Raw genomic sequence first — 26,398 nt, 5'->3', positions numbered from 1 at the left:
GGCTGCACTTCTACAATCACCATCGACCCCACAGCTCAACCGGCGGCAAGCCACCGGTCACCCGGCTGACCAACCTCCCCGGACATCACACCTAGACCGCCGCGCCGCGCGGTGCGGTCGCGGTGATCACCTTCACCGCACGGTCCACATCGGACTCCGTGAGGTCGGCCCGCGCCGTCAGGCGCAGCCGCGAGATCCCGTCCGGCACCGACGGCGGCCGGAAGCATCCGACGCGGATGCCCTGCTCCGCACACGCCGCCGCCCACGCGACGGCCGTCTCCGCGGACGGCGCCTGCACCGAAATCACGGCGGCGTCCGGCACGCTGGCCTTCAGCCCGGCCGCCTTCAACGACATCGCCAGGTTGCCCGCGTTCTCGACGACCTTCGCCGCCAGCCCCGGCTCCTCCTTCAGCGCGTGCAACGCCGCCAACGCGGCCGCGGCGCTCGCGGGCGCCAACGCGGTGTCGAAGATGAAGCTGCGCGCCGTGTCGATGAGGTGCTTGATCACCCGGCGCGGCCCCACGACCGCACCGCCCTGGGCGCCGAGGGACTTCGACAGCGTCAACGTCGTGACGACGTCGGGCGCGCCCGAGAGCCCGGCGGCGTGGACCGCGCCGCGGCCGCCTTCACCCAGGACGCCGAAGCCGTGCGCGTCGTCCACGAGCAGTGCCGCGCCGTGCGAACGGCAGATCCCGGCCAGCTCGTCCAGCGGCGCGAGGTCGCCGTCGACCGAGAACACCGAGTCCGTCACTACCAGCGCCCGCGGCTTGCGCCGGGTCGCCAGGGCGTGCTTGATCGCCGACGGCGTCGAGTGCGCGACCGCGGCCACGTCGGCGCGCGACAGCCGGCAGCCCTCGATCAGCGACGCGTGGATGTACTTGTCGGTGACGATCGCGGACTCGGACCCGGACAGCGCCGTCACCGCGCCGAGGTTCGCGGCGAAACCGGAGGAGAACACGAGCGCCGCCTGCGCGCCGCAGAACCGGGCGAGCTCCAGCTCCAGCTCGGTGTGCAGCTCGGTCGATCCGGTGACCAGCCGCGATCCGGTCGACCCGGCGCCCCAGCGCAGCGCGGCGGCCGCGGCGGCCCCGGCGACGCGCTTGTCGCGGGCCAGCCCGAGGTAGTCGTTGCCGGCCAGGTCCAGCTCGTCGGCCTGCGCGGGCCGCGGCCGCAGCTGCCGCACCAGCCCGGCGTTCGCCCGCTTCTCCGCCTCGGCGTCGAGCCAGTCGAAAACCTCGTCGGGCGGGAGCGTCGGCGGCGTAGTCACGTCCCGCAGTCTCCCACCCGGGCCTCGAAGCTCCCCCAAGCGGGCCCGGAAACGCCGGAAGCCCCGGACCGCGAGGTCCGGGGCTTCCGAAGGAAAGGATCAGCTGTCGTAGCCGCGACGCGGGCCACGGCTCGGGCGGCCGTAGCCACCGCCGTTGCCCGACCGGGGCTGACGGCTGCGGCCGCCGAAGCCGCCGGGACGGCCTTCGCGGTCGCCGCCGCGGTAACCACCACGGTCGCCGCCGCGCTCGCCACCACGGTCACGGTCGCCGCCGGTGTGGCTGCGCTCGCCGCCACGGCTGTAGCCGCCGCTGCGCTCGCCGCCACGGTTCGCGCCGCCGAAGCCGCGGTCGCCGCGGAAACCGCCACCGCCGCCGCGACGCGGGCTCTCGCGCCGCCGCTCGACGACCGGCTCGCCGCTGGGCTCCTTGGCGCCGGTGATGCGGGTCAGCTCGGCGTCGCCCGGGCGGACCGTGGTCGACTCCGCGCGCACGCCGGCGCGGTCGGTCAGCCGGCGGACCATCCGGCGCTGGTCGTGCGTGGCCACCGTGACGACGACACCGGACGCCCCGGCGCGCGCCGTGCGGCCCGCGCGGTGCAGGTAGTCCTTGTGGTCGGCCGCCGGGTCGACGTGCAGCACCAGCGAGATGTCGTCGACGTGGATGCCGCGCGCGGCGACGTCCGTGGCGACCAGCACCGGGGTGTGGCCTTCCTTGAAGTCGGCCAGGACGCGGTTGCGCTGCCCCTGCGTCTTGCCGCCGTGCAGCGCCGCCGCGTTCACGCCCTGCTCGCGCAGCCGCTCGGCGAGGCGGTCGACGTGGTGCTTGGTGCGCACGAACATGATCGTGCGGCCGTCGCGGGCGCCGATCTGCGTGATGACGTCCTGCTTGTCCTGGTGCGAGACCTGGAGCACGTGGTGGTCCATGGTCGTCACGCTCGCGGTCGACGGCGCGACCGAGTGCGTGACCGGGTCGGTCAGGTACTGCCGGACCAGGCGGTTGACGTCACCGTCGAGGGTCGCCGAGAACAGCAGCCGCTGGCCACCCGGCGGGGTGAGGTCCATGATCTCGCGGACCTGCGGCATGAAGCCCATGTCCGCCATCTGGTCGGCCTCGTCGAGGGCGATGAAGTTGCAGTCGCCCAGGTGCGCGGTGCCCTGCCGGACGTGGTCCGACAGCCGGCCGGGGGTGGCGATCAGCAGGTCGACACCGCGGGAGAGCGCGTCCGCCTGGCGGGCGAAGGCCATGCCGCCGACGGCCGTGCGGCACCACAGGCCGAGCGACTTGGCCAGCGGGGTCAGCGAGTCGGCGACCTGCATGGCCAGCTCGCGGGTCGGGACCAGGATCAGCGCGCGGGGGCGCTTCGGGCGGGCCTTGCCGCCGTCGAGCCGGGCCAGCATGGCCAGGCCGAAGGCGAGGGTCTTGCCGGAGCCGGTCTGGGCGCGGCCCAGCACGTCGCGGCCGGCCAGCGCGTCCGGGATGGTCGCGGACTGGATCGGGAAGGGGCTGTTGATGCCCGCGTCGGCCAGCGCGCGCAGCAGCGGCTCCGGCAGGCCCAGCTGGGCGAAGGTCTTGGTGGCCACAAGCTCGACCGCGTCGTCGCGCAGCATGTCCCCACCGGCCGGGCGGGTGCGCGGCTTGCGGTCGGGACGGTCCGCGTGCGCGGACGTCGAGGAAGGGCCGGAGTTGAACGTGACGGTCACAAATGCCTCTCGGACGTGGTTCGTCGCAAGGGAGGCCCGGGCAGCCCGCGCGCAGGCAGGGCAAGATGGTGTGCGATGGGCGTTCACAGGGACGGACCCGGCACACCGTGTCATCGCTTGCCGACACTGCGCGCCGCTTGGGTTACGGATCACCGCGAGCCATTCGGTGGCTCTGGAGGCGACGGACACCAACTCATCCACGCCGCCGGTTGCGGTCTGTACTCACTGTACCCGAACCGGAGCCAGTCCTACTCATCGAGGTCACCCGTTGTGGGCGGCGTCGCAGCCGTGTTCCGCACCACAGCCGCGACGCCGCCGCGGAATCACCCGATTCCGGCCGCGGAAACGAGCTCGGCCAGCAGTTCTTCCGTTCGGGTGACATCCTCGCCGAGCCCGCGGCCGTGGAACCAGCCGGCCAGGTTGCGCACGTCCCTGGCCAGGAACTCGCCGCCGCCGGGGTTGGCGACGACGTCGACGACCTGGGGCAGGTCGATCACCACCAGCCGGCCCCGGTGCACCAGCAGGTTGTACGCCGAGAGGTCGCCGTGCGCGAGCCCCTCCGAGGCGAGCAGGTCGAGCGCCGCGGTGGCCTGGAACCACAGGTCCCGCAGCTCGTCCGGGTCCGGGCGGACCTGGGCCAGCCGCGGCGCGGCGGTGCCGTCGTCCTCGCCGAGGAACTCGAGCAGCAGTTCCGTTCCGTTGCGCTGAACGGGGTAGGGCACCGGCGCCCCGAGCGTCCACAGGCGACTCAGCGCGGCGAACTCCGCGACCGCCCATTGCTCGGCGATGAGGTTGCGGCCGAACGCGCTGCGCTGCGCCATCGCCCGGTTTTCGCGGGACCGGCGCATCCGCCGCCCTTCGAGGTAGCCCGCGTCGCGGTGGAACAGCTTGTGTTCGTCGCTGCGGTACCGCTTCGCGGCGAGCAGCGTGCCCGGGGTGCCGGGCAGGCCCCGCCGCAGCAGGTGGACGTCGGCTTCCTTGCCGGTCTTGAGGACGCCGAGGTCGGTGTCGACGGCGGCGAGCTCGGTGACGACCCAGTCCGGCCGGGGGAGCGGGCCGTGTTCGGCGTCGTCCCAGGTGGACCAGCGGTCGGCGCCTTCGGGCAGTTGACGTTCGGTGTAGGCGTCGTCGCGGAGCTTCGCGAGCCGGACGCGTTCGCCTTCGGTCAGCCGGCCGCGGCGCGTGGGTTCGGGTTCGTCGAACCGCCCGTTGCGGCGCGAACGCGCCTGGCGTCGGGTGGGCTGGTCGTCGAACAGGTCGAAGTCTTCGAAGTCGTGCTGGCGCACTGGTGGGGTTCTCCTCGATCGGGGGTGCCCCACCGGGCGCGTGGTCAGCCTCGGGGGGCGGGTGGGTGAGGGCGCGAAAAGGCCCGGACAGTCATCACGTCAGGCACCTCCTCGTTCTCACGCACCGGCTTCCCGCCGGGTGCGCCCAGGATGCCGGAGCGGTCCGCGGCGGTGCAACCGGATTTCGCGGTGCGCCGCGAAAGGAGTATTTGTGACGTTTCCTTGAATTCGGCCCCGCGGCGTGGTCACGATGAACGGGCAGGCAGACCGGAGGAGGGGCGGATGCAGACCTACGACGTGGTGATCGTCGGAGGCGGGCACAACGGCCTGGTCGCGGCCGCGTACCTGGCGCGGTCGGGCCGGTCGGTGCTCGTGCTCGAACGACGGGGGGAGACCGGTGGCGCCGCCGTCTCGTCCCGCCCGTTCGAGGGCGTGGACGTCCGGCTTTCGCGTTACTCGTACCTGGTCAGCCTGCTGCCGAAGAAGATCGTGGCCGACCTCGGCCTCGACGTGGAGCTGCGACGGCGCCGGACGTCGTCCTACACCCCGTCGGGCGGCACCGGTCTTCTTGTCGACAACGACGACGCCGTCCGGACGGCGTCGTCGTTCCGGGCGGTCACCGGGTCCACATCGGACTTCTCGGCGTGGCAGCGGTTCTACGAGCTGACCGGGCGCGTCGCCGGGCGCGCGTTCGGGACGCTCACCGAACCACTGCTGTCCGAAGTGGACTTCCGCGAACGCGTCGGCGACACCGAGGCGTGGTCCTTGCTGTTCGAACGGCCGATCGGCGAAGCGCTCACGTCGTGGTTCGGCCACGACACGGTGCGCGGCGTGGTGCTCACCGACGCCCTGATCGGCACGTTCGCCCCGGCGGACGGCGAGGACCTGCGGCAGAACCGGTGCCTGCTCTACCACGTGATCGGCAACGGCACCGGCGACTGGGACGTCCCGGTCGGCGGCATGGGCGCGGTCACCGGTTCGCTCGCCGCGGCGGCGGCCGCGGCGGGCGCGCGCCTGGTCACCGGCGCGGAGGTGCTCTCGGTCGACCCGGACGGCGAGGTGCGCTACCGCCGTGGCGACGCCGAGCACGTCGTCCACGGCGGCCACCTCCTGGCCAATGTCGCGCCGTCCACGCTGGCGCGGCTGCTCGGCGAGGCCTCGCCGAGCGCGCCGGAAGGGGCGCAGCTCAAGGTGAACATGGTGCTGACGCGGCTGCCGAGGCTGCGTGACCCGGACGTCGGTCCGGCCGAGGCGTTCGGGGGCACCTTCCACGTCAACGAAACCTTCACGCAACTGGAGGCGGCGTACCGCGAGGCGGCGGCGGGACGGATCCCCACGCTGCCGCCGTGCGAGATCTACTGCCACTCGTTGACGGATCCGTCGATCCTCGGCCCGGCCGAACGCGCGGCCGGCACGCACACGCTCACCCTGTTCGGCCTGCACATGCCGGCGCGCCTGTTCGAGGGGCGCAACGAAGAGGCGCGCGAAGCGGCGTTGCGCGCGACGCTGGCTTCGCTGAACAGCGTGCTCGCCGAGCCGATCGAGGACTGCCTGCTGTCCGGGCCGGACGGAAAACCCTGTGTGGAAGCCAAAACCCCGCTGGACCTGGAAGCCGAGCTGGGTCTGCCGGCGGGGCACATCTTCCACCGGGACCTCTCCTGGCCCTTCGCGGCGGATCCGGCGCAGGCCGGCCGCTGGGGCGTGGAGACAGCGCACGAGCGCATCCTGCTCTGTGGCGCGGGAGCTGCGAGAGGAGGTGGTGTCAGCGGCATCCCCGGCCACAACGCGGCGATGGCGGTGCTCGGCGCGGGGTGATCCGGGTCAGGCGTCGTGTTCGGTGCACAGACACGCGACGCCCGGCTCGATCCACTCCCGGCCGGCCCAGTCCGGGTGGCGTTCGACGAGCAGCGAACGGACCTCGGCGATGATCTCGTCCACGCCCATCGCCGAGTCCCGCCGGCGCCAGGTCTCGTCCCGCAGTTCCCGCAGGTAGGCACGGACGTCGGTGAGCACCGCCCCGCCACCGACCTCTCCGTGCCCGGGGACGACCACCCGGTGCCCGGCGGCGGCCAGCCGGTCGAGGACCGCCAGCCAGCCGACACCCGAGACGTCGGTGTCGTGCGGCGGGAACCACGGGAAGATCGCGAACTGCCCGGTCTCGGCCAGGTCGCCGGTGAACAGGACGCCGGCGTCCGGGACCTCGACGACCTGGTCGCCCTTCGTGTGGCCCTGGCCGGTGGGGCGCAGCCGGACGGTCCGGCCGCCGAGGTCGAGGTCGTACCCGCCGTCGTAGACGACGTCCGGAACCGGCAGCCGCACGCCGTCGAGGCGGCGGGCGATCACCTCGCCGAGGCTCCGGAACATCTCCAGGTAGCCCGGGCCCTTGGTGTCCAGGTCCTCGGCCTGGCCGCGGTTGACCAGGTACGTGGCTTCACCGGCGAACACCTGCGCGCCGAACGCGTGCTCGGGGTGGAAGTGCGTCGTGGTCAGGTACAGGCGGCGGCCCTTCGCGGCTTCGCGGGCGAAGGCCAGCACCTGCTCCGCGTTGGCGGTGCCGATGCCGGTGTCGACGACGAGGACGGCTTCGGTGCCGCCCACGACGCCGATGTTGGGCACCAGGTCGACGTGGTCGTTCGGGATCACCAGCACGTCGGGGGCGATCTCCCGGGCGCCGGTGACGCGCACGGCGGGGTCGGTCAGTTCGGTCATGCCCCGATTCCACCGCCGGCGGGCGGTGGTCGTCCAAGACCGGTTCGGTGGTGCCGATACCGGGCGCATATCGTCGCCGGTCATGGAGCTGCGCACGTTGCGGTACTTCGTCGCGGTCGCCGAGGAACTCCACTTCGGCCGGGCGGCCGCGCGGCTGCACATGAGCCAGCCGCCGCTGAGCCGGGCGATCAAGCAGCTGGAGGCCGACGTCGGTGCCGCGCTGCTGGTGCGCTCCGCGGCGGGGGTCACGCTCACCCCGGCGGGTGCGGCGCTGCTGGCCGAGGCGCGGGTGCTGCTGGACCAGGCCGACCGGGCCCGGGTGCGCGTGGCGACGGCGGCGGGCACGCCCACGCTCACCGTCGGCCTCCTCGGCGACGGCGCCGACCCGGGTGCGGCCCGGCTGGCCGACGCCTACCGGCGGCAGCACCCGGAGGTCGAGGTGCGCGTGCGCGACACGGACCTGACCGACCCGACGTGCGGGCTGCGCGCCGGGCTGGTCGACGTCGCGCTGACCCGCGGGCCGTTCGACGAGACCGGCCTGACGGTGCACCGGCTGCGGGCCGACCCGGTGGGTGCGGTCCTGCGTGCCGACGACCCGCTGGCCGGCCGCGACCACCTGGAACTGGCCGACCTGGCCGGACGGCGCTGGTTCCGGTTCCCCGACGGCACCGACGCGCGCTGGCAGGAGTACTGGCACGGCGGCGAACCCCGGGAAGGGCCGGTGGTGCGCGCGGTCCAGGAGTGCCTGCAAGCCGTGCTGTGGAACGGAACCGTCGGGCTGATGCCGCTCGGGCACCACCCACCGGGCGAGCTGGTCGTGGTGCCGTTGTCCGGGATGGCGCCGAATCCGGTCGTGGTCGCGTGGCGGGACGGCGACGCCAACCCGCTGATCGGCTCGTTCGCCCGGATCGCGACGGCCGCCTACCGCGACTGAACGGCGCCCGGAGAGTCGCGACCGCGGATCCATGGAAAAACGAACGTTCATTCACTATACTGGCGGCATGCGCACCGCCAGCCGGACCGCCGAGCACGTCGCCCTGTTCCGCGCCCTCGAAACCCGGCGCCGCGACCGGCTCTTCGCCGACGACCTCGCCATCCGGTTCCTGCCGGCCCGCTACCGCTGGCTCGTGCGGTCCGCGGCCGTCCCGCCGCTCGGTCACGGCATCGCGCGGGCCATCGACCACCGTTATCCGGGGGGCCCGCGCACGTCCGCCGTCGCCCGCACCCGGCTGATCGACGACCTGCTCGCCGAGGCCGAGCCGGAACAGGTCCTGCTGCTGGGCGCCGGCTACGACAGCCGCGCCCACCGCATTCCCGGCATGCCGGCCACTTACGAGGTGGACCACCCCCTGACCCAGCAGGCCAAGCGGAAGCGCATCGCCGACCGGCCGCACGTCCGCTACGTACCCGTCGACCTCGCCGCCGACCGGCTCCTGAGGGCCCTCGCCGGGTTTCCGGCCAAGCGCACGGCCGTCGTCTGGGAGGGTGTCACCAACTACCTCACCGAAGAGGCCATCGACACGACCCTCCGCGACCTCGTCACGATCACCGCGCCGGGCAGCACGATCATCTTCACCTACGTCGACCGGGCGGCGCTCGACGCCGACACACCCTGGCACCGGGCGGTGGCGAAGGTGGGCGAGCCGTGGACGTTCGGCTTCCGGCCCGCTGAAGTCCCCGGCTACCTGGCCGAACGCGGGCTGGACCTGAAGGGTGACCTGTCGGCGGAGGAAGCGGCCGCCCGCTACGGCCGGCACGAGCCCGCTGCCGGGTTCTACCGGATCGCGTGGGCGGTGGTCCGGTAGATGCCCAGGGTCAGTGAGGAGCACCTGGCGAGCCGCCGCCGTGAGATCCTCGAAGCCGCGGCCGCCTGCTTCGCCCGCAACGGGTTCCACCGCACGTCGATGCAGGACATCGTCAAGGAGTCCGGCCTGTCCGCCGGGCTGATCTACCGGTACTTCGCCGGCAAGGACGACATGATCCTGGCGATCGTCGGCGAGTGGCACACGACCCGGACCGCCGGCCTGGGAAGCGCAGCGGATCCGTTCGCCGCCTACCTCGGCCTCTTGCGGGACATCGCAGGCCCTGACGCGGCGCAGCGGCGGAACCTGGGCCTGCAGGCGTGGGCCGAAACCGTCCGCGAGCCCCGGATCCGCGCCCTCGCCCGCCAAGGCGTCGACGACCAGCGGGAGGCGTTCGCGGATATCGCGCCGGATGCTGTGATCCGCGTGCTCGTGGCCATCTACCAGGGATTGCTGCTGCAGGCTTCGTGGGACGACGACCTGGACGCCGAGGCGTTCGTCGCCGCGGTCCGCGAGTTCGTGCGGCCCGTTCGTGACGGCTAGACCACCGGCGGGCGGCGGACGTCGTAGAGGTCCCAGTCCAGCTGCCAGAACGCGTCGATGCCGTGCTCGCGGATGTACTTCCGCTCGGTGTCGTGCACCGGGTAGCAGCCGGCGATGCTGACCGGCGCCCCGCCGATGTCGATCAGCGTGTACTGGTGCGCGTCGAGGCCGGCGGGCGCCGAGACCGCGAACGCCGTCATCGCCGACTCCGGGGCGATCGGCTGCCCGAAGTCGATCGTGTCGCCGTAGACGAACGGGCAGGTGCCGCGCAGCTGCTCGGCGAGGTAGCCGATGGCCAGCGCCCAGACCGGGTCGTCGGACCGGACGCTGATCCACAGCTCCGGCTTCACGCCGTGCCACTCGGGGTGGTCGGCCAGGGAGAGGCCGTAGGTCGCGCCGGTCAGGTAGCGCGGCTCGGGTTCGTCGGCGTAGACGAACGCGATGACGTCGTCGAGCCCGGCCCGGGTCGACGGGATGGGTTGCAGCCGGGGCTGCGAGGACCCGGTCAGGGTGTCGAGATGGGCGACATACCGCTCGGCACGGCTCGGCATGGCGCGCAGCATACGACCGGCCGGGCCCGGACGCGGCCAATCCCGTTGGCCCGGGCGCGGCAAGATCGGGCAGGGTGGGGAGTATGCGAGTGCTCGTGATCGGCAGCGGAATCGGCGGCGCGGCGACGGCCTGGCACCTCGCGGGCCGCGGCGCGGAAGTGGTCGTGGCGGACGCGGCGCGGCCCGGGACGGCGACCGAGGCCGGCGCCGGGATCGTCAGCCCGTGGACTTCGCGCTGGGACGACGCGCTGTACCCGCTGGCGGCGGCCGCCGGCCGGTACTACCGGGAGTTCGCCGCGGAGCTCGAAGGTTCGTCGTTCGAGGTCGTCGGCGGCATGATCGTGTCGGCCGACGACGCCGAGCTGACCGCAGCGCACGAGCGGCTGACGTCCCGCGCGGCCGGCGCGCCCGAAATCGGCGAGGTGCGACGCCTCGACCCGGCGCAGGCCCGCGAGCTCTTCCCGGCGCTGGCGCCCGGGCTGAGCGCGGTGCACCTGGCCGGCGCCGGCCGCGTCGACGGGCACCTGCTGCGCCGAGCCCTGCTGTCGGCCGCCGAGCGCCGGGGCGCGAAGTTCGTCGAAGGCGAGGTCGCCTTCCGCGCCGACGGCACGGTCGCCGGCCCGGACGGCCCCCTGGAGGCGGACAGCGTCGTCGTCGCGGCCGGCGCATGGAGCCGCGAACTGCTGGCCCCGCTGGGGATCGAGCTGCCGGTCACGCCGCACCGCGGCCAGATCAGCCACTTCGACCTGCCGGGCACGGACACGGCGGCCTGGCCGGTCGTCCTGCCGCGCACCAGCCACTACCTGCTCGCGTTCGGCGGCGGACGCGTCGTCGCGGGTGCGACACGCGAGGCGGATGCCGGCTTCGACTACCGCGTCACGGCCGCCGGCCAGCGCGAAGTGCTGGAGAACGCGCTGGCGGTGGCGCCCGGCCTCGCGGACGCAACGCTCGCGGAGACCCGCGTCGGCTTCCGGCCCGGCACCCCGGACGGGCTCCCGGTGCTGGGCCTGCTCCGCCCGGGGCTGGCGGTGTCGACGGGCTTCGGCGCGGGCGGGCTGACGAACGCGCCGTTCGCGGGAAAGCTCGTCGCCGCGCTTGCGCTGGGCGAGGACCCCGGCTTCGACCTGAGCCCCTTCGCCCCGGACCGGTTCGGCGGCCTCAGCCCTCGGTGACGAGGTCCAGCGCGTACTCGCCGGCCCGCTCGACGACCAGGCCGGCCTTGGTGATCACCTTGACCAGCTGGTCCACAGTGGACGGTTCGGCCCGGGTCGCCGCCAGAGCGTGCGCCAGCCGGCCCTTGTACGCCTTGTTGAAGTGGCTGACCGTCACGCGCTCGCCGCGGGCGTTTTCGGTGACGACCCGGACCGTCACCGCGTCCGGGCGCAGCTTCGCGAACGCCGAGTAGGTGCCCGAGCGCAGGTCGACGACCAGGCCCTCGACCGCCTGCAGCACCGGCTCGAGGACCGGCTTCCACAGCCCGCGGACGGTGCCGAGCGAAGGCAGCGAGTTGCCGCCCGAAAGCCGGTACGCCGGGATCGGGTCGGTCGCCGACACCACGCCGAACAGCGAAGACGTCACCGCCAGCCGTCGGTGCGCCTTCTCCAGCCCGGCCCTGGTGAAGCTCTTGACGTCGAGCGCGTCGTAGAGGACGCCGGTGTAGCGGCGCAGCGCCGGCATGGTCGGCGACGTCCACAGCTGCGCGTTGCGCGCGACCTCCCCGGCCTGGCGCTCGGTGAGCCCGAGCGCGGCGATGCCGGCGGGGACGTCGGCGGCCAGCTCGACCAGCGCGTCGGCGAGCTTCGCGCGCGTCGGGTTCAGCTCGGGGAAGGACAGCGCGCCGAGGTCGAGCGCGCCACCGCGCCCGCCGTCGGCCTTGGTTTCGGAAGGGGGGAGCAGCACCAGCACGCCCCGAGCGTAAATCGGGGTGCGCGGGCGCCGCCGTCCGGCCTAGCCTCCGGCCATGGACCTGACCTGGCGCCCGTTGACCCTCGCCGACGCCGCGGCCCTCGCCCGGCTGTACGCGGCGGCCGAAGAGGTCGACCGGACGGGTGAGCACTTCAGCGCGGACGACCTCCGCGAAGAGCTGGCAGGGCCCAACGTCGACCTGCCCCGCGCCACGGTGGGCATCTGGGCGGGCGACCGCCTGGCCGGCTACGGCCTGGCCCGCCGTCGCGACGCCGCCGACCCGGTGCACATGATCCGGCTCCAGTCGGTGGTGCACCCGGAGTACCGGACCGACGAGGTCGGCAGTCACCTGGCCGAGTGGTTCTCGCGCACGAGCCGCGAGCTCCACGAGCGCACGTTCCCGGGCGCGCCGCTGGAGCTGCACCACGGCAGTCACGAGAACGAGCGCTGGATCGCCGGCGTGCTGGCCCGCGCGGGCTACCGGCACGGCCGGACGATGGTGAACATGCGCGTCGGCCTCGCGGACCTGCCGCCCCAGCCACCGCTCCCGGACGGCTACGAGGCGGCGCCGTTCACGTTCGAGCACGACCTCGCGGTGCTCGACGCCCGCAACGACACGTTCGCCGACCACTGGGGCAGCACGGTGTACGAGCCGGACGCCTGGCGCCACCTGGTCACGGGCTCGAAGGACTTCCGTCCGGACCTGTCGTTCCTGATCGTGGCGGACGACAAGGTACTGGCGTTCGTCCTGAGCCACCACTACGAGTCCGAAACCGCGGCGACGGGCATCCGCGAGCACTACGCCACCTGGGTGGGAACACGCGGGGTGCTGCGCGGCCGCGGCGTCGCATCGGGGTTGCTGGGGCACACGTTGCAGGCGGCGAAGGCCGCGGGCTTCGACCGCTCAGCCCTCAACGTCGACGTCGACAATGCGCACCGCGCGCTGGGGGTTTACGAGCGGTGCGGGTATCGCGTCGACGACGAGTGGCACGTGTACGTGCTGTCCTGACCGCGGCGGTGGCCGTCAGGGCGCCACGAGGTTGAGCAGCTCCTCACCTCGTACGTACCGCCGCAGCTGCTCGGCGGCGAGCTTCTTCGCCCGCGGGTAGAACGACGCGGACCCGCCGGCGATGTGCGGCGTGATGACCACGCCTGGAACCGTCCACAGTGGATGATCGGCGGGCAGCGGCTCCGGATCGACGACGTCGAGCCCGGCACGCAGCCGCCCGGTCCGGGTCTCGGCGAGCAGGGCGTCGGTGTCGACAGCCGTGCCGCGGCCGACGTTGACGAGGAGAGCGTCGTCGGGCAGGGCGGCGAGCTGCTCGGCGCCGATGAGCCCCCGCGTGCCGGGGGTGTCGGGCAGGACCAGCACGACGATGTCGGCTTGGGGGAGCAGGGCGTCGAGCTCGTCGACACCGTGCACACCCTCGGCCGGCCGCGCCCGGCTGGCCACCCGGGTCACCACGGCTTCGGCGGCGACGAGCTGCCGTTCGATGGCCTGCCCGATGGCCCCGTACCCGACGAGCAGCACCCGGCTGTCGGCCAGCGACCGGGTGTGTTCGCGCACCCACGAGCCCCGCGCCTGCTGCGCGAACCACCGCGGCAGATCCCGCTGGCCGGCGTGGATGAGGGCAAGGGCATGCTCGGCGACGCTCAGATCGTGCAGCCCCCGCCCGTTGGCGAGCAGGACACCGTCGGGCAGAAGCGAAACGAGTGCCTCGACCCCGGCGGACAACGACTGAACCACACGAAGTGAAGGAAGTTCCTTGATCAGCTTCGGCGGCTCGGGCCCCCGGTCGTAGGGCAGCACGTAGAACTCGACATCCCCGAGCGCACCGGGAGGGGAGCCGGTCCCGTCGTAGTAAGCGGCCTCGACTCCCTCCGGCACCTCGATATCGGTCCAGGGCAGAAGCACGCGAGCACTCATGCCGCCTTTCTACCCGCAACGGGCGCGCAGCAGCCGCACAGGTGACGAGCCCCAGCCGACCGGCGGCCGCGCGGGACCGACGATCGCCGGGCCGCCCCCTCCCGCCTCCGACCGTCCCTCAGTGCACGCGCTCCGACACGCAGAACTCGTTCCCCTCCGGATCCACCAGCACCGTCCACGCCAGCCCCGGCACCTCGTGCTCCGCCACCTCCTTCGCGCCCAGCTCCACGAGCCGCTTCACCTCGGCCTTGCGGTCGTCACCGCCGAAGTCGATGTGGACCCGGTTCTTGCCCGTCCGGGCCTCCGGTACCCGCTGCAGCCCCAGCGGCAGGCCGCTGCCCGGGGGCGGTGCGAGGACCACGAACTCGCCGTAGTCGTCGGCCACCGTCGTGCCCAGTGCCGCCGTCCAGAACCGCGCCAGCCCCTGGGGGTCCGCGCAGTCGATCGTGATCATGCCCATGTGGATCGCCATGCCCCGAAGCTAGCGGGGACCACCGACAAAACCGGCCGCCGAGTAACCCGTTGGAGTCACGGCCGGGGTATTGACTACCCTGAGCGGGACTTTCACACCCGCCCGGCGCAGGGAGCCCCGCAGTGATCACCAGGACTTCGTCGTTGTTCCTTCGCACGTTGCGCGAGGATCCGGCGGACGCCGAGGTACCGAGCCACCGGCTCCTGGTACGCGCCGGCTATGTCCGCCGGGTCGCCCCGGGCGGGTACTCCTGGCTGCCGCTGGGCCTGCGGGTGCTGCGCCGCATCGAGGCCGTCGTGCGCGAAGAGATGAACGCCATCGGCGCGCAGGAGATCCAGTTCCCCGCGCTGCTGCCGAAGGAGCCCTACGAGGCCACCGGCCGCTGGACCGAGTACGGCGACGGCCTCTTCCGCCTCAAGGACCGCAAGGGCGCCGACTACCTCCTCGGCCCGACCCACGAGGAGCTGTTCGCGCTCACCGTGAAGGGCGAGTACAGCTCGTACCGCGACTACCCGGTCACGCTGTACCAGATCCAGACCAAGTACCGCGACGAAGCCCGCCCCCGCGCCGGCATCCTGCGCGGCCGCGAGTTCGTCATGAAGGACTCCTACTCCTTCGACCTCGACGACGACGGCCTCGCCCGCTCCTACCAGGCCCACCGCGACGCCTACGTGAAGCTGTTCGACCGGCTCGGCCTCGAGTACGTCGTCGTGAAGGCGACGTCGGGGGCGATGGGCGGCTCGGCGTCCGAGGAGTTCCTCGCCGTCGCCGAGACGGGTGAGGACACCTACGTCCGCAGCACCGAGTCCGGCTACGCGGCGAACGTCGAAGCCGTCGTCACGCCCGCGCCGGCCGCGCAGCCCATCGAGGGCCGCCCCGAGGCGCAGGTGCACCACACGCCGAACACGCCGACCATCGAGTCGCTGGTCACCTTCCTCAACGACGCCGGCCTGGGCCGCACGTTCACCGCCGCGGACACGCTGAAGAACGTCATGCTCAAGACGCGTCAGCCGGGTTCCGCCGACTGGGAGCTGGTCTGCGTCGCGGTTCCGGGTGACCGCGAAGTGGACATGAAGCGCCTCGAAGCGTCGCTGGAGCCCGCCGAGGTGGCGTTGCTCGACGAGGCCGACTTCGCGAAGAACCCGTTCCTGGTCAAGGGCTACATCGGCCCGAAGGCGCTGCAGGACAACGGCGTGCGCTACCTGGCCGACCCGCGGATCGTCCCCGGCACCGCCTGGGTCACCGGGGCCGACAAGGTCGACCACCACGTCGTCGACCTGCTCGCCGGCCGCGACTTCACCCCGGACGGCACCATCGAGGCCGCCGAGGTTCGCGAAGGCGACGCGTCGCCGGACGGGCACGGCACGCTGGTCGCCGCGCGTGGCATCGAGATCGGGCACATCTTCCAGCTCGGCCGCAAGTACACCGACGCCTTCGAGGTCGACGCGCTCGGCCCCGACTCGAAGCCCATCCGGATCACCATGGGTTCGTACGGCGTCGGCGTCTCGCGGCTGGTCGGCGTGCTCGCCGAGCAGAACCACGACGACCTCGGCCTGATCTGGCCGCGCGTGGTGTCGCCGTTCGACGTGCACATCGTCATCGCGGGCAAGGACGAGACGATCGCGGCCGGCGCCGAGAAGATCGCCGCCGACCTCGACGCGGCGGGCATCGAGGTCATCCTCGACGACCGCAAGGCGACTCCGGGCGTCAAGTTCGCCGACGCGGAGCTGCTGGGCGTGCCGACCATCCTGGTCGTCGGGCGCGGCCTGGCCAACGGTGTCGTCGAGGTCAAGGACCGGCGCTCGGGCGACCGCGAGGAGATCGCGGTCGACGCCGTCGTCGAGCACCTGGTCAAGCTCGTCCGGAGCTGAGATGAGCCGGCGTTCCGAAGACGCGACGCCGGGCTACGAGGACAACGCGGCGCTCCGCGGGTTCGGCGGTTACGAACCCGCGGACGCCCCGCGAGCCCAGCCGAAGCGGATCCGGCCGAAGCCGAAGCCGCTGAAGTGGCGGCGGGCGCCGTGGTTCGGTCTGGCGTTCATTGCCCTGGTCGCGGGCGTGCTGAACGCGCTGGGTGCCGGCAAGCAGCACCCGGCGTCGTCCTCGCCGCAGCCTGCACCGCTGGTGGCGACGCCCTCGCCGCGCGCGGCGGTCCCGGCGGTGGTCGCGGGCTGGCAGTCCGTGGCGGGCCGCGACGGTTCGTACGCCTACGACGTCCCGCCGAACTGGCAGCCCGCGCCGGGCACGCAGCACGGCTGGACCGGGATCAGGCTGATCACCAGCGCGTTCCTCGGCAAGTGCGGCGGCGCGGGCATCACGACGGAGCCGCTGCCGGACCTCGAGGCGGCAGCGCACAAGGCGGCAACGGACCTGGCAACGGCCGCTTACGGCGGATCACCCCAGGTCGGCCTCGGATCGGACGCGCAGATTCCCCGCGCCGACGGCACCGAGGTGCCCGCCCGGCTCGTGGTCGCCGAGGTGACCCCGGCGAAGACGGGGGAGTGCACGTCCCGGCACGCGCTGGTGGCGGCGCTGGCGTTCGGCGGGAACTCGGGCACGTCCGGCGTGGTGGTGGCGTACGCGGACAGCGACCGTTCCGGGCGGGAGGAGCTGGAGCGGATCGTGCGCAGCTACCGGTTCGTCCCGGCGGCGGACCGGAGTACGACGACTCCGCCGCCGACCACGTCCCGCTAGAGCGGCCGGCTTTCGTACGCCTCGAGATCACCGACGATCCAGCCGTGGGTGAATTCGTCTTCCGCGGCGGTCGCGCCGACGACCGAGCGGACGAAGAAGTCCTCCTGGGTCACATCGATGTCGTCGTCGAGCATGGCGATCGCGTCGGGCCAGGCGTCGGGGACGTGCTCGGTGAGGATCTGCAGCGGGGCGTTGCGCAGGTAGGCGTCGACGCTGGAGCCGGCGATTTCGAAGTCGATCTCGCGGGCGAGCTTTTCGACGATGTCGAGGGCGTCGTCGTCGAGGGCGAGGCAGCCGGTGAGGTCGACGTGTTCGAGGGCGGTCAGCCGGGCCAGTTCGCCGATGTCGGTGAGGGAGTCGCAACCGAACAGGGTGATGCTGCGCAGGCCCGTCATGCCGCCGATGCCGTGCAGACTCTCGAGCTCCGAGTCCGGAGCGTCGAGCACCTCGAGGTTGCTGCAGCGCGCGAAGGGGCCGAGGTCGCCCAGCGGCCACCAAGGGATGCTCAGCGAACGCAGGGCGGGGAGGCTCACCTCCCCGGTCTCCACGTCGGACAGCCGGAATCCTTCGATCTCCAGGTTCTCGAGCTTGCTCAATGAGTCAAGAGCCTCGAGGTTGGTGAGGTGGATATACCCTTCTCCGGTGATGCGCAAATCAGTCAGGTTCGGGGCGGCATGGAAAAATGCGCAGTCCAGGACGTATTTCTCTAACGTAATATTATTGAAACAAAGCTCCAGATTCGTAAGACTCTCGTTTCTTGGCAGGACAATGTCGAGTTCGTTGCGGGCGCCGAGGAGAATATCCGCTGTCTGAATGGACTGCAGCCCCGGTATGCTCATGAGATGATCGAGCATTTCCGTGATGAGCTCGGAGTTCAGGGTCACCCTGGTCAGGTGGGCGTGAGTTCCGAATTCCCGATCCATCACCCAGCCGGTTGAAGAGATGTAGTGCACCAGGTAATCGCGGCCGAGTTGTCCGGTGAAGGCCACCCGGGTGGGATCCCGCAATTCCACCGCAATGGGTGTGTGAAGCGGGGTCAGCACCTGTTCCGCGTATTCGGCGGGCGGGAAGAAGGACCAGGCATCGACCAGGCTCTGGGCGAGCGCTCGGCGAAGCGCCACCGGGAGGTCGATCAGCACCTTGAGCGCCCTGGGTGTGCCGATGCGGCCCAGCGCCTCCACACAGCGTTCGAGGGCATGGTCATTGTCCGCTGTCGTGACCAGGAACTGCTCGATCAAGCCGACACTGGTGTCCCCGGCCGCGACCAGCTTCAACATCGCGTCGCTGTTGAGCGGCGGTACCAGGGACTCGAGGTACGACTCCAGCCTGCGCGTCACGCTCTCGTCGACCCGCAGGCACGCGTCCACACAGCTCGTCACGAGGCTGTACAGGTGTTCCTGGTCCGCCTGAGCCGCGGTTTCGGCCTTGGTCAACAGGTTCGCCAGCAAACCGGTGGCTTCCCCCGGCCGCGCCATGCCCACGGCCAACGCGATGACCCCGGCGTAGGAAGGATCCGCGGCCCGGTACAGCAGCGCGCCGAAGTCACCCTGGTTGCTCATCCACCGCGCCGCCAGGTACTCCAGGAACGTCCGGTGGGCGAAGTCGATGACACCCGGTGCCGGTTCGCGCAGGATGGACCGCTCGACGAGGTCCTGCAACGCTTCTTCCGCGGTGATCGCGTCCGCACGCAGCAACCGGAGCGTCTGGCCTACGTGGCTGAGTGCCTTGTCCTTCGCGATCTCCGAATGGTCGTTCCGGATCAACCACTGGGCCAAATCTTCCAGCAACGCAAGCCGTTCCTGCGGACCCAACGGCGAAATCGCGAGGTTGCGTTCCGTGTCCCGCCGGCCGGCCAGCATGACCAGCGCCGTCTCGTACAGATCGAGGCGTCGTCGTGGCAGGCTGCTGACCCCTTTTCGTGCGTACGCGAGTGCGCACAACACCGCGCACAGCAACGGCGTGCGGGCCAGATCCAACAGTGCCGGGCTGTTCAGGATGTGCTCGGCGACCAGGTTTCCCTTGGCGCGGTGGCTTTCCTGCTGGTCCTTCGGCAACGAGCTGCTCGTCGAGACGTGCCACTGCCGCACCAGTGCCGAAATCTGGTCCGGTCCCATCGGATCCAGCTGGGCCGCGGCGAACCGGCTCAGCTTGAGACCCGGGTGGCTCAACGCCGCCGGGCGGCCGCTGATGATGAACACGTTGTCGGGGAACGCCGCCAGCAAGTCGTCCAGCCAGGTCTGGACCGCCGGGCGGCGCGAAATGGGGAGCTCGTCGAGGCCGTCGATCAGCAGGATGGCCCGGCCCGCGACGAGCAGATCCGTGCACCAGCGCGACGGCTTGCGGGCGCTGAGGCTCGACGCCACCTCGTCCGTCAGCTCCTCGACCTCCGGCAGCGGCCGCTCCACGTAACGCCGGAGCCGGACAGCCAGGGGGATCTTGCCCTTCCACACCTCGAGCTGCGGTGGCAGCTGGGCGCGGGCCGCCGACACCGCGATCCACTGCAGCAACGTCGTCTTGCCCGACCCCGCTTCTCCGATCAGCACCAGGGGATTCGCCGCCGCCAGGACGTTCACGACGTCGTTGCGGCGGCCGCCGGACCACGTGTGGTCGTCGTCCCATTGGCCGCTCGCTGCCGACAGCGCCACGAACGCCGGGGTCAGGGCGTAGCGCTCCACCGAACGGGCCAGGTCGATGCCCAGGATTTCCAGGTGGTCCAGGCGGTTGCTGACCGCGCGCAGGTAGTCCGTCGTGTACGCCGCCGCCGAGAGCTGGTCGTCGACGGCCTCGTTGCGGGCCCGCTGTCGGCGGGGGACGCTGTCGAGGGCCGTCTCCAGGGCTTTCGGGAGGTCCGTCTCCCGCTCGAGCGCGCCGAACAGCGCGTCGCGGCGCAGGTCGGGGACACCCAGGTACGCGCCGGCGAGGAACGCCGTGACGTCGGACAGGAAGTAGCCCTCGGCCGGGGACTTCGCCTCGCCGAGGAGCGGCCGGAGGGTCGCCGCCTCGGCCGCGTGGGACTGGTCCACCAGCCGGAGGCGGGACGTGACCTGCCGGAAGAACCCCGCGTCGTCGATGCCGTAGGTGGCGGCGGCTCGTTCGAGGCGTTCCAGCAGCACCTCCTCGAGGTCCTCGAGCAGCCGTTCCGCCTTCCGCTTTTCCTTGCGGTCGCGGCCTTGCGCCGGGATCTCGTCGCGCGACGGCCACCGGTGCAGCCGCAGCAACGCCGACAACAGCGCGCCGGCGACGTCTTCGGCGGTGTAGCCCGCCGGCTGGTCGACCGCGTCGAGCAGGGCGAACGCGAACTCGGCGGCGTGCCGTGCGGCGACTTCCTGGCCGCCCGCGCGATCGGCTTCCGCCTTGCCGGACAGCAGGTCGCTGATCCCGCGGATGACGCCGATCGAGACCCCCGACCGGGCCGAAGCGGCCTTGACGAACCCCAGCCCCTCCTGTTCCGTCGCGACCACCTGGCTGTAGTGGCGCCGGATGACGTCCGCGGTGGGGGCTTCGGCGTCCGCGACCACCTTGCCGCCCGCGGCGATCGGCTCGACCACCACCGCGAACCCGCCGGTCAGCTCGTGGCGCAGGTACCGGGCGGCCTGCACGAGGTCGTAGGACGCGGCGCCGGCTTGGCCGCGCGGCAGGAAGACGTCGGCGCCCTCCTTGCCGTACTCGTAGCCGTGCACCTCGGTGGCGAACACGACGTCGCCGAGCTCGACGTCCTTGACGCCGCCCGCCACGCCGACGAAGAGCGCGACGTCGGGGGAGAAGTGCTGGAGCGCGCGTTCCGTCGAATAGCTCGCCTCTTCGTTGCCGCGGCCGATCTCCGCGACGGCCACCTGCCAGACCCCCGACGTCCCGACGAGGTACCGGCTGCCCTGGGCGTGCGTCTGCCAGGCCGCGCCGGCCAGCCGCTCGGCGACCGCGGTGAACTCGACCGGCAGGGCGGTGAGGACGACCGCCGTCCGGGTCATTCCTTCGGGTCCGTGCCGGAAGGTGCGCGCAGGCGGTCCCAGTTCCGGCTGTCGCGCTCGATGGCGCGGTTCAGCTCGGCGTAGATGCGCTCGACGTCCTGCTTGAGCGCGTCCTGCGACGGTTCTTTGCTCATGCAGTACCGCAAATCCCGCGAAATGTTCTCCAGGTCGCGGACCGTCTGCGTGCGGAGGATCCACAGCTCGCGGTGGGAGAAGAAGGCGTCCGCCGCCGCGAGCACGGTGATCAGCGCACCCAGCCCGAGGGCGATGTTCGCGAACAGATCCGTGTAACCGTCGATGTTCCGCAGCCCGAGCAGGACGCTGATCGCCGCGGACAGCAGAACCGTCGACAGCCGCAGCCCGAACGCCTTCCGCTTGTCTCGCTTGCGGCGCTTCGAGTAGCGGCGCAGCTGCTGGTCGAGTTCGGAGCGCAGAAAGGCGAGTTCGCCGGTGGGCTCGTCGGACACGACGACGAATGTAGCACCGGTGGCCCGGCCGTTTTGCCGCTTCCGCCGGGCGCCCGGATTCGGCAGGCTGCGGGCATGAGCGGGGATGAGGAAAGACGGCTCGGGCGCATCCGGGCCGTCGCGTTCGGGGTGCTGGCCGTGGCGGGGTTCGTGCTGCTCTTCGGGCCGTTGCTGGCCGAAGCGGCGAGCTGGCTCGTCCGGCCGCGGAGCCCGGACTGGTGGGGCGCCGCCGGCCAGTGGGCCGGGGGCGTCGGCACGATCGCGGCCGTCGTGGTCGCGTTGTGGATCGCCATCCGCGACGGCCGGCTCGCCCGCGCCGACCGGCGGGAACGCGACCTGCGCGAACGGCAGGAACAGGCCGCGAAAGTCACCGCGTGGATCGAGTACGCCGGCGGGTCCGGCTACATGGTCGTGTCCAACGCGAACGCCGAGGCGGTCAACCACGTCGTCGTCTCGTTCGACCTCGTGCACAACCTGCCGATGACCGGGTCCACCCTGCACCGCGGGCCGGAAATCGAGGACGACGAGTACCTCTACGCCATCCTGCCACCCGGGAAATGGCGGATGCCGATCCGCGAGGAGTGGCAGCGTCCGGACATGACCCCCGGCGTGATGCTCGCCTTCACCGACTCGCGGAACGGCCACTGGCTCCGCCTGACCGACGGCCGCCTGATCCCGAAGGACCAGAACGTCGTCAGCAGGCGGAAGATCCGCTTCCCGCAGCGGATCAGCGTGCCCGTGAGCTACTGACCAGCTTCGCCAGCTGCCGCAGCCGGACGTCCGGCAGGTAGGCCCGGCTCAGTGCCAGCCCGACGCGCGGAAGGTCGGCTTCGTCGCGGAAAGCCAGGTACAGCGGGACGTGCCGCGGCTGGAACTTCGCCTTGAACGCGTGCAGGGAACGGAATCCGTAGTACGGCTCCATCACGCGGCCCAGCGACTCCAGCACCCGGTCGACCGGACGCGCGGCGAAACCGGTGCTGCGGGCCAGCGGCGCACCCGACAGCGAGACGAACCGCGCCCCTTCGTCGCGGAACGCCAGGCACGCCGACGCGATGAGGAACTCCATCACCGGGCGGAAGCCGTGGGCGCTGCGGCGCATGACGTCCAGCGTCCAGCCGCCGATCGTGCCGGCGCCGGTGTGGACCGGCAGCCACGACGTCACGCCGTGGACCGTGCCTTCGGCGTCGACCGCCAGGCCGACCCGGGTGGCCGGGTCCATCGCCTCGTCGAGGCCGCCGAGGGTGAAGCCCATCTCCGGCATGGCCTTGCCGGACATCCACTCCTCCGACAGCGCCCGGACCTGGGCGAGGATCGGCTCGGGCTGGTCGGCCAGGCGGACCAGCCGGAACTCGATGTCCTGCTTGGCCGCCTTGTTCAGCGCCGACCGGACGTCCTGCCACGCCTTGCCGCGGAACTCCAGACCGTCGAGGTCGAGCACGTTGTCCTCGGCGACCTGGACGTGCTGCCAGCCCAGCTCGCGCGTCGCCGCGACGGTGGCTTCCGTCGCCGAGAACACGCACGGCACCAGGCCGGAGTTCTCGCACATCGCCGCGAACTCGGTGACCGTGGCCGCCGCGGTGCCGTCCGGCGCGATCGGGTCGCCGAGCGCGACCGCGACCCCGGCGTGCCGGCGGTAGGCGAGGTAGGACCGGCCGTCCTCGCGGACGAAGTAGGTGTTGCGCGGCCAGGTCGTCATCCACGACAGCGTGCTGCCGCCGTGGTGCCCCAGCAGCGTGCGGGCCAGTGCCGGCCCCGGCCCCTGCGCGTGGCGCCGCAGCCGGCGCCGGGACGGCACCCGGAACGCGTGCCGGGCGGCGATCAGGACGGCCAGCTCGACCGTCCACAGCAGATTGTCCACGAAGAACAGCGGCAGGCCGGCGGTGTCGTAGTCCCCGCCGAAGATGTCGGCGACGCCGAGGAGCGTGGCGACGGCGAGCCCCTGCAGCGTCACGAAAGCCGACAACGCGACGGCCCAGCGCCACGCGACGCGGCCGCCCTTGCGCAGCCCGTTGAGCATCGGCACCACGAGCAGGACCAGGACACCGAGCTCGGGTGCCGACAGCGAGACGCCTTCGTCGGAGCCGAACGGGCCGTCACCGGGCACCAGGAACATCACGATCTCGGCGATGGTGAGCAGCAGCAGGCCGGCGACCGCCAGCACCCGCCATTCGCGCAGGTCGGGGCCGGTCGGCTCGCCCGCCCGCCGCGCGCCCACCAGGCGTTTCCCGAGCGGGAGGGCCAGCAGCAGCGCGAAGAAGTGCACGAGGTCGGCCAGGGTGCCGACGTAGACGATCGCGACCCCGGCGTACACGCACAGCCCGGCCCGCAGCCGCAGCGCCCACGGCGGCCGCAGCGTCGCGCTGGCGATGGCCACCGCGGCGAGCGCGCCGCCGGAGAACCCGACGTCGAGGCTGCCCGCGACGCGCTCGGCCCACAGCCAGCCCGAGTTGCGGCACAGCGCCAGGAACTGGGTCGCGACGAGCACCGAGGCGAACTGGCCGCCGATGGTCACGGCCATCGCGCGCCGCGTCCCCAGCTGCCACTCGGCGAAGCCGGCGAAGAGCACGAAGCTGCCGACCATCGGGAGGTAGTACCAGGGGATGACGGCGAAGAACGGCCCGGTGAGCATGGTCCACCACCGGCCGGCCTCCAGCGACGGCAGGCCGTAGGCGACGAACGGGAAGGCCGCGCGGTCTTCTGCGGCGTTCCAGAGCGCCCCGGTCGCGACGGCCAGCACCAGCATCGCCAGCGTGACGCTGCTGGTGAACGGCAGCCGCCGGCTCAGCACCGCGACCGTGCCGCGGAACCGTCCCCCTCCGGCGGGCTTGGCCGCCGCCCTTGATTCGGTCATGGGGATAGAGTCTTGCGGGCCGCGTCGCTCGTCACATCAGGCAACAGAACGAGTTTTCCCCTAAGGGTGTCGTACTTTCGGCTGAGGGTCGGCCCCTCCGAGGGACGACGTCAGCCGAGGACGGCCCGCCGGACCGCGTCGGTGTCGGCCAGGTCCGGCAGCACGGTGTGCGCGCCCTCGGCCAGCAGCTCTTCGGCGCTGTAGTGGCCGGTGGCCACGGCGACCGACACCGCGCCGTTGTCCACGGCGGCCCGGACGTCGTTCGGCGTGTCGCCGATGACGACCACCGCGCCGGCGCCGAACTCGGTGCCGTGCTTGGCCGCGGCCAGCCCCACCGCGTGCGGGACCAGGTCCGGGCGGTGCACCGACAGCGTGCCGTAGCCGCCGATCTCCAGGTCGAGGTGCTCGTCGAGGCCGAACGCGGCGAGCTTGTGCCGCGAGATCTCCGGCAGGTTGCCGGTGACGAGCGTCTGGACGACGTCCCCGTCGGCGGCGAACGCGTTCAGCGCCTCGGCCGCGCCCGGCAGCGCGCGGGCCGTCTTCGGGAAGGTGTGCTGGTGGCGTTCCGACTCCGCCACCAGGGCCTTGAACAGCGCCTGGATGGTCTCCTCCGCCGCGTCGAAGCCGTTCGCGGTGAGCAGGTCGGTCGTCGTGGCGCGCTCGGTCCGGCCGCCGAACACCGGGTGCACCCGCAGCGTCGCCCCGGTCGCGGCGGTGAACGCGGTGCCGTACCAGGCGGCGCCCAGTTCGGTGAAGTCCACGAGCGTGTGGTCGATGTCCCAGAGCACCAGGCGCTTCTTCGTCACGAGTCCGAGGCTACCGGGGACAATATTCAACACGTGTTGACTTCCCGCGGGCCGAGTCGTACCTTCAGGCGTAATTCAACATGTGACGAATAAATGGAGGCAGCGATGACCCGTCCCGCAGGGGCGCTCGCCCTGGTCGCCGCCACGGCCGGCGCGCTGGTGGCGGTGGTGCTCGGATTCCTCACCTTCGGTGCGCAGGCCACCGTCGCGCCCGACGGCGTCCCGGTAGCCGTCGCCGCCCCGCCGGAGGTCGCCCAGCGCATCGCCGCCCACGGCGGCGGCCAGCTGGCCTGGACCGTCGCCACCCCGGCCGAAGCGCGGCAGCTGCTGGAAGACAAGAAGGTCTACGGCGTGCTCGAACTCGCACCCGGCTCGGCCGCGACGGTCGTGACGTCGGGCGCGGTCAACCCCGCCGGCACCCAGGTCGCGCAGCAGGCGCTGACCGGCGCCGCGACCGCGCTGGCCGGCGCGCCGAAGCAGGAGGTCCTGCACCCGGTGAGCCTCGCGGGCCGGGTCGCGCCGCTGGCCGCGAGCGCGCTGGCCTGGATCGGCGCCCTCGTCGCGGGGCTCGCGCTGACCCAGCTCGCCGGACGGACCGGCCGCACGATCAGGGCCGGCGCGCGGTTCCTGCAGGTCGCCGGGGCGGGCGTGCTGATCACGGCGGTGGTGGCCGGGTTCTTCGCGCTGTGGGATCCGACGCTGCCGCTGACCGCGGACGTCCTCGGCTTCGTCTTCCTCGCCGCCACGGCGTTCGCGGCGCTGCAGGCGGCCCTGCTGCGGCTGCTCGGCCTGCGGGCGATGGCCGTCCTCGCGCCGCTGTACCTGGTCGCGCCCGCGGTGGCCGGGCAGGTGCCGGAGCTGCTGAACCCGGCCTACCACGCGCTGCTGTGGTCGTGGACGCCGTTCCGGTTCTCCACGGAGGGCTTGCGCAGCCTGCTGCAGGGCGTGCCGGGCGCACCCGACGTCACGACCGCGCTGTGGGTGCTCGGCGCCCTGCTGGCCGCGGGCCTGCTGGTGACGCTCTGGCCGGGCCGGTCAGCCCGCCAGGAGGCTGAACCGCACCTTGCGGACGGGGTTGTCGAGGTTGGTGTCCACTAGGCAGACCGACTGCCAGGTGCCCAGCGCCAGGACGCCGCCGAGCACCGGGATCGTCGCGTAGGGCGGCACCAGCGCCGGGAGCACGTGGTCACGGCCGTGACCCGGGCTCCCGTGCCGGTGCCGCCAGCGGTCGTCCCGGGGGAGCAGCTGGTCGAGCGCGGCCAGCAGGTCGTCGTCGCTGCCCGCGCCGGTTTCCAGGATCGCCAGCCCGGCGGTGGCGTGCGGGACCCAGACGTGCAGCAGCCCGTCGGTCGCGTCGGCGTCGCGGAGGAAGGCTTCGGCCTCGTGGGTGAGGTCGTGGACGACCGCGCCGGTGCCGGTGCGGACCTCGATCTCGGTGGAGTACATGCG

23 protein-coding genes are annotated in these 26,398 nt (G+C 72.3%); 10 read left to right on the top strand and 13 right to left on the bottom strand.

From position 1 onward, the window contains the following. Positions 1-91: 91 nt before the first annotated feature. The 3 genes from AB0M93_RS43960 to AB0M93_RS43950 all read right to left on the bottom strand — a co-directional run bounded on the left by AB0M93_RS43960 (position 92) and on the right by AB0M93_RS43950 (position 4,254). Entirely contained in the window at positions 92-1,267 is a 1,176-nt protein-coding gene (locus tag AB0M93_RS43960; RefSeq protein ID WP_364285949.1) for an 8-amino-7-oxononanoate synthase, read from the bottom strand. A 99-nt stretch (positions 1,268-1,366) separates the two neighbouring features. Further along, the gene (locus AB0M93_RS43955; RefSeq protein ID WP_364285947.1) at positions 1,367-2,968 is read right to left on the bottom strand and encodes a DEAD/DEAH box helicase; all 1,602 of its coding nucleotides are present in this window, start codon (positions 2,966-2,968) and stop codon (positions 1,367-1,369) included. Between the two features lie 323 nt (positions 2,969-3,291). Beyond that, entirely contained in the window at positions 3,292-4,254 is a 963-nt protein-coding gene (locus tag AB0M93_RS43950) for an RIO1 family regulatory kinase/ATPase (RefSeq protein WP_364285945.1), read from the bottom strand. Positions 4,255-4,536: 282 nt separating this feature from the next. Here AB0M93_RS43950 and AB0M93_RS43945 point away from each other — a divergent pair, with 282 nt between their 5' ends. Then, on the top strand, positions 4,537-6,069 hold the full coding sequence (locus AB0M93_RS43945; protein WP_364285943.1) for an NAD(P)/FAD-dependent oxidoreductase: 1,533 nt from the start codon (positions 4,537-4,539) through the stop codon (positions 6,067-6,069). 6 nt (positions 6,070-6,075) lie between these two features. On the opposite strand, the gene AB0M93_RS43940 is transcribed toward AB0M93_RS43945, so the two are convergent. Beyond that, entirely contained in the window at positions 6,076-6,963 is an 888-nt protein-coding gene (locus AB0M93_RS43940) for an MBL fold metallo-hydrolase (protein ID WP_364285941.1), read from the bottom strand. An 82-nt stretch (positions 6,964-7,045) separates the two neighbouring features. Here AB0M93_RS43940 and AB0M93_RS43935 point away from each other — a divergent pair, with 82 nt between their 5' ends. From AB0M93_RS43935 to AB0M93_RS43925, 3 genes are all read left to right on the top strand, one after another. After that, on the top strand, positions 7,046-7,897 hold the full coding sequence (locus tag AB0M93_RS43935) for a LysR substrate-binding domain-containing protein (protein ID WP_364285939.1): 852 nt from the start codon (positions 7,046-7,048) through the stop codon (positions 7,895-7,897). Positions 7,898-7,964: 67 nt separating this feature from the next. Continuing rightward, the gene (locus tag AB0M93_RS43930) at positions 7,965-8,768 is read left to right on the top strand and encodes an SAM-dependent methyltransferase (RefSeq protein ID WP_364285937.1); all 804 of its coding nucleotides are present in this window, start codon (positions 7,965-7,967) and stop codon (positions 8,766-8,768) included. Further along, positions 8,769-9,308, top strand: coding sequence for a TetR/AcrR family transcriptional regulator (locus tag AB0M93_RS43925; protein WP_364285935.1), 540 nt, complete (start codon positions 8,769-8,771; stop codon positions 9,306-9,308). On the opposite strand, the gene AB0M93_RS43920 is transcribed toward AB0M93_RS43925, so the two are convergent. Further along, positions 9,305-9,859, bottom strand: coding sequence for a suppressor of fused domain protein (locus AB0M93_RS43920; protein WP_364285933.1), 555 nt, complete (start codon positions 9,857-9,859; stop codon positions 9,305-9,307). The genes AB0M93_RS43925 and AB0M93_RS43920 overlap by 4 nt on opposite strands. Positions 9,860-9,942: 83 nt before the next feature. On the opposite strand from AB0M93_RS43920, the gene AB0M93_RS43915 reads away from it, so the two are divergent. Continuing rightward, positions 9,943-11,031, top strand: coding sequence for an FAD-dependent oxidoreductase (locus tag AB0M93_RS43915; RefSeq protein WP_364285931.1), 1,089 nt, complete (start codon positions 9,943-9,945; stop codon positions 11,029-11,031). On the opposite strand, the gene yaaA is transcribed toward AB0M93_RS43915, so the two are convergent. After that, a complete protein-coding gene (yaaA, locus tag AB0M93_RS43910) occupies positions 11,018-11,764 on the bottom strand; it encodes a peroxide stress protein YaaA (RefSeq protein WP_364285929.1) in 747 nt (248 codons plus the stop codon). The genes AB0M93_RS43915 and yaaA overlap by 14 nt on opposite strands. A gap of 55 nt (positions 11,765-11,819) precedes the next feature. Here yaaA and AB0M93_RS43905 point away from each other — a divergent pair, with 55 nt between their 5' ends. Continuing rightward, positions 11,820-12,773 carry a GNAT family N-acetyltransferase gene (locus tag AB0M93_RS43905; RefSeq protein WP_364285927.1) on the top strand — a complete coding sequence of 318 codons (954 nt, stop codon included), beginning with the start codon at positions 11,820-11,822 and terminating at the stop codon, positions 12,771-12,773. Positions 12,774-12,788: 15 nt separating this feature from the next. On the opposite strand, the gene AB0M93_RS43900 is transcribed toward AB0M93_RS43905, so the two are convergent. Together AB0M93_RS43900 and AB0M93_RS43895 are read right to left on the bottom strand one after the other, a co-directional pair. Next, positions 12,789-13,691, bottom strand: a complete 903-nt coding sequence (locus AB0M93_RS43900; protein ID WP_364285925.1) for a 2-hydroxyacid dehydrogenase — start codon at positions 13,689-13,691, stop codon at positions 12,789-12,791. Between the two features lie 118 nt (positions 13,692-13,809). After that, on the bottom strand, positions 13,810-14,163 hold the full coding sequence (locus AB0M93_RS43895) for a VOC family protein (RefSeq protein WP_364285923.1): 354 nt from the start codon (positions 14,161-14,163) through the stop codon (positions 13,810-13,812). Positions 14,164-14,285: 122 nt separating this feature from the next. Between AB0M93_RS43895 and AB0M93_RS43890 the strand changes: the two genes are divergently transcribed. Both AB0M93_RS43890 and AB0M93_RS43885 read left to right on the top strand, forming a co-directional pair. Then, entirely contained in the window at positions 14,286-16,034 is a 1,749-nt protein-coding gene (locus tag AB0M93_RS43890; protein WP_364285921.1) for a proline--tRNA ligase, read from the top strand. Between the two features lies 1 nt (position 16,035). Beyond that, positions 16,036-16,857: a hypothetical protein gene (locus AB0M93_RS43885; RefSeq protein ID WP_364285919.1), complete on the top strand. Its 822-nt coding sequence runs from the start codon at positions 16,036-16,038 to the stop codon at positions 16,855-16,857. On the opposite strand, the gene AB0M93_RS43880 is transcribed toward AB0M93_RS43885, so the two are convergent. Together AB0M93_RS43880 and AB0M93_RS43875 are read right to left on the bottom strand one after the other, a co-directional pair. Beyond that, positions 16,854-20,825: an NACHT domain-containing protein gene (locus AB0M93_RS43880; RefSeq protein ID WP_364285917.1), complete on the bottom strand. Its 3,972-nt coding sequence runs from the start codon at positions 20,823-20,825 to the stop codon at positions 16,854-16,856. The genes AB0M93_RS43885 and AB0M93_RS43880 overlap by 4 nt on opposite strands. Continuing rightward, positions 20,822-21,292 carry a DUF4231 domain-containing protein gene (locus tag AB0M93_RS43875; protein WP_364285915.1) on the bottom strand — a complete coding sequence of 157 codons (471 nt, stop codon included), beginning with the start codon at positions 21,290-21,292 and terminating at the stop codon, positions 20,822-20,824. The genes AB0M93_RS43880 and AB0M93_RS43875 overlap by 4 nt, the downstream gene beginning before the upstream one ends. 75 nt (positions 21,293-21,367) lie before the next feature. On the opposite strand from AB0M93_RS43875, the gene AB0M93_RS43870 reads away from it, so the two are divergent. Beyond that, the gene (locus tag AB0M93_RS43870) at positions 21,368-22,042 is read left to right on the top strand and encodes a hypothetical protein (protein ID WP_364285913.1); all 675 of its coding nucleotides are present in this window, start codon (positions 21,368-21,370) and stop codon (positions 22,040-22,042) included. Here the strand turns inward: AB0M93_RS43870 and AB0M93_RS43865 are convergent. Further along, positions 22,020-24,143: a DUF2156 domain-containing protein gene (locus AB0M93_RS43865; RefSeq protein WP_364285911.1), complete on the bottom strand. Its 2,124-nt coding sequence runs from the start codon at positions 24,141-24,143 to the stop codon at positions 22,020-22,022. The two genes, AB0M93_RS43870 and AB0M93_RS43865, sit on opposite strands and share 23 nt — an antisense overlap. Positions 24,144-24,253: 110 nt before the next feature. Beyond that, positions 24,254-24,949: a haloacid dehalogenase-like hydrolase gene (locus AB0M93_RS43860; protein ID WP_364285909.1), complete on the bottom strand. Its 696-nt coding sequence runs from the start codon at positions 24,947-24,949 to the stop codon at positions 24,254-24,256. 105 nt (positions 24,950-25,054) lie between these two features. On the opposite strand from AB0M93_RS43860, the gene AB0M93_RS43855 reads away from it, so the two are divergent. Next, complete coding sequence (locus AB0M93_RS43855; protein WP_364285907.1) at positions 25,055-26,047, top strand: ABC transporter permease; 993 nt, start codon at positions 25,055-25,057, stop codon at positions 26,045-26,047. Here the strand turns inward: AB0M93_RS43855 and AB0M93_RS43850 are convergent. After that, the gene (locus AB0M93_RS43850; protein ID WP_364285905.1) at positions 25,985-26,395 is read right to left on the bottom strand and encodes a secondary thiamine-phosphate synthase enzyme YjbQ; all 411 of its coding nucleotides are present in this window, start codon (positions 26,393-26,395) and stop codon (positions 25,985-25,987) included. The genes AB0M93_RS43855 and AB0M93_RS43850 overlap by 63 nt on opposite strands. Positions 26,396-26,398: the final 3 nt, after the last annotated feature.

It is taken from the genome of Amycolatopsis sp. NPDC051102 (assembly GCF_040682815.1).
GTDB lineage: Bacteria > Actinomycetota > Actinomycetes > Mycobacteriales > Pseudonocardiaceae > Amycolatopsis.
This window is presented reverse-complemented; position numbering and strand designations above follow the sequence as displayed.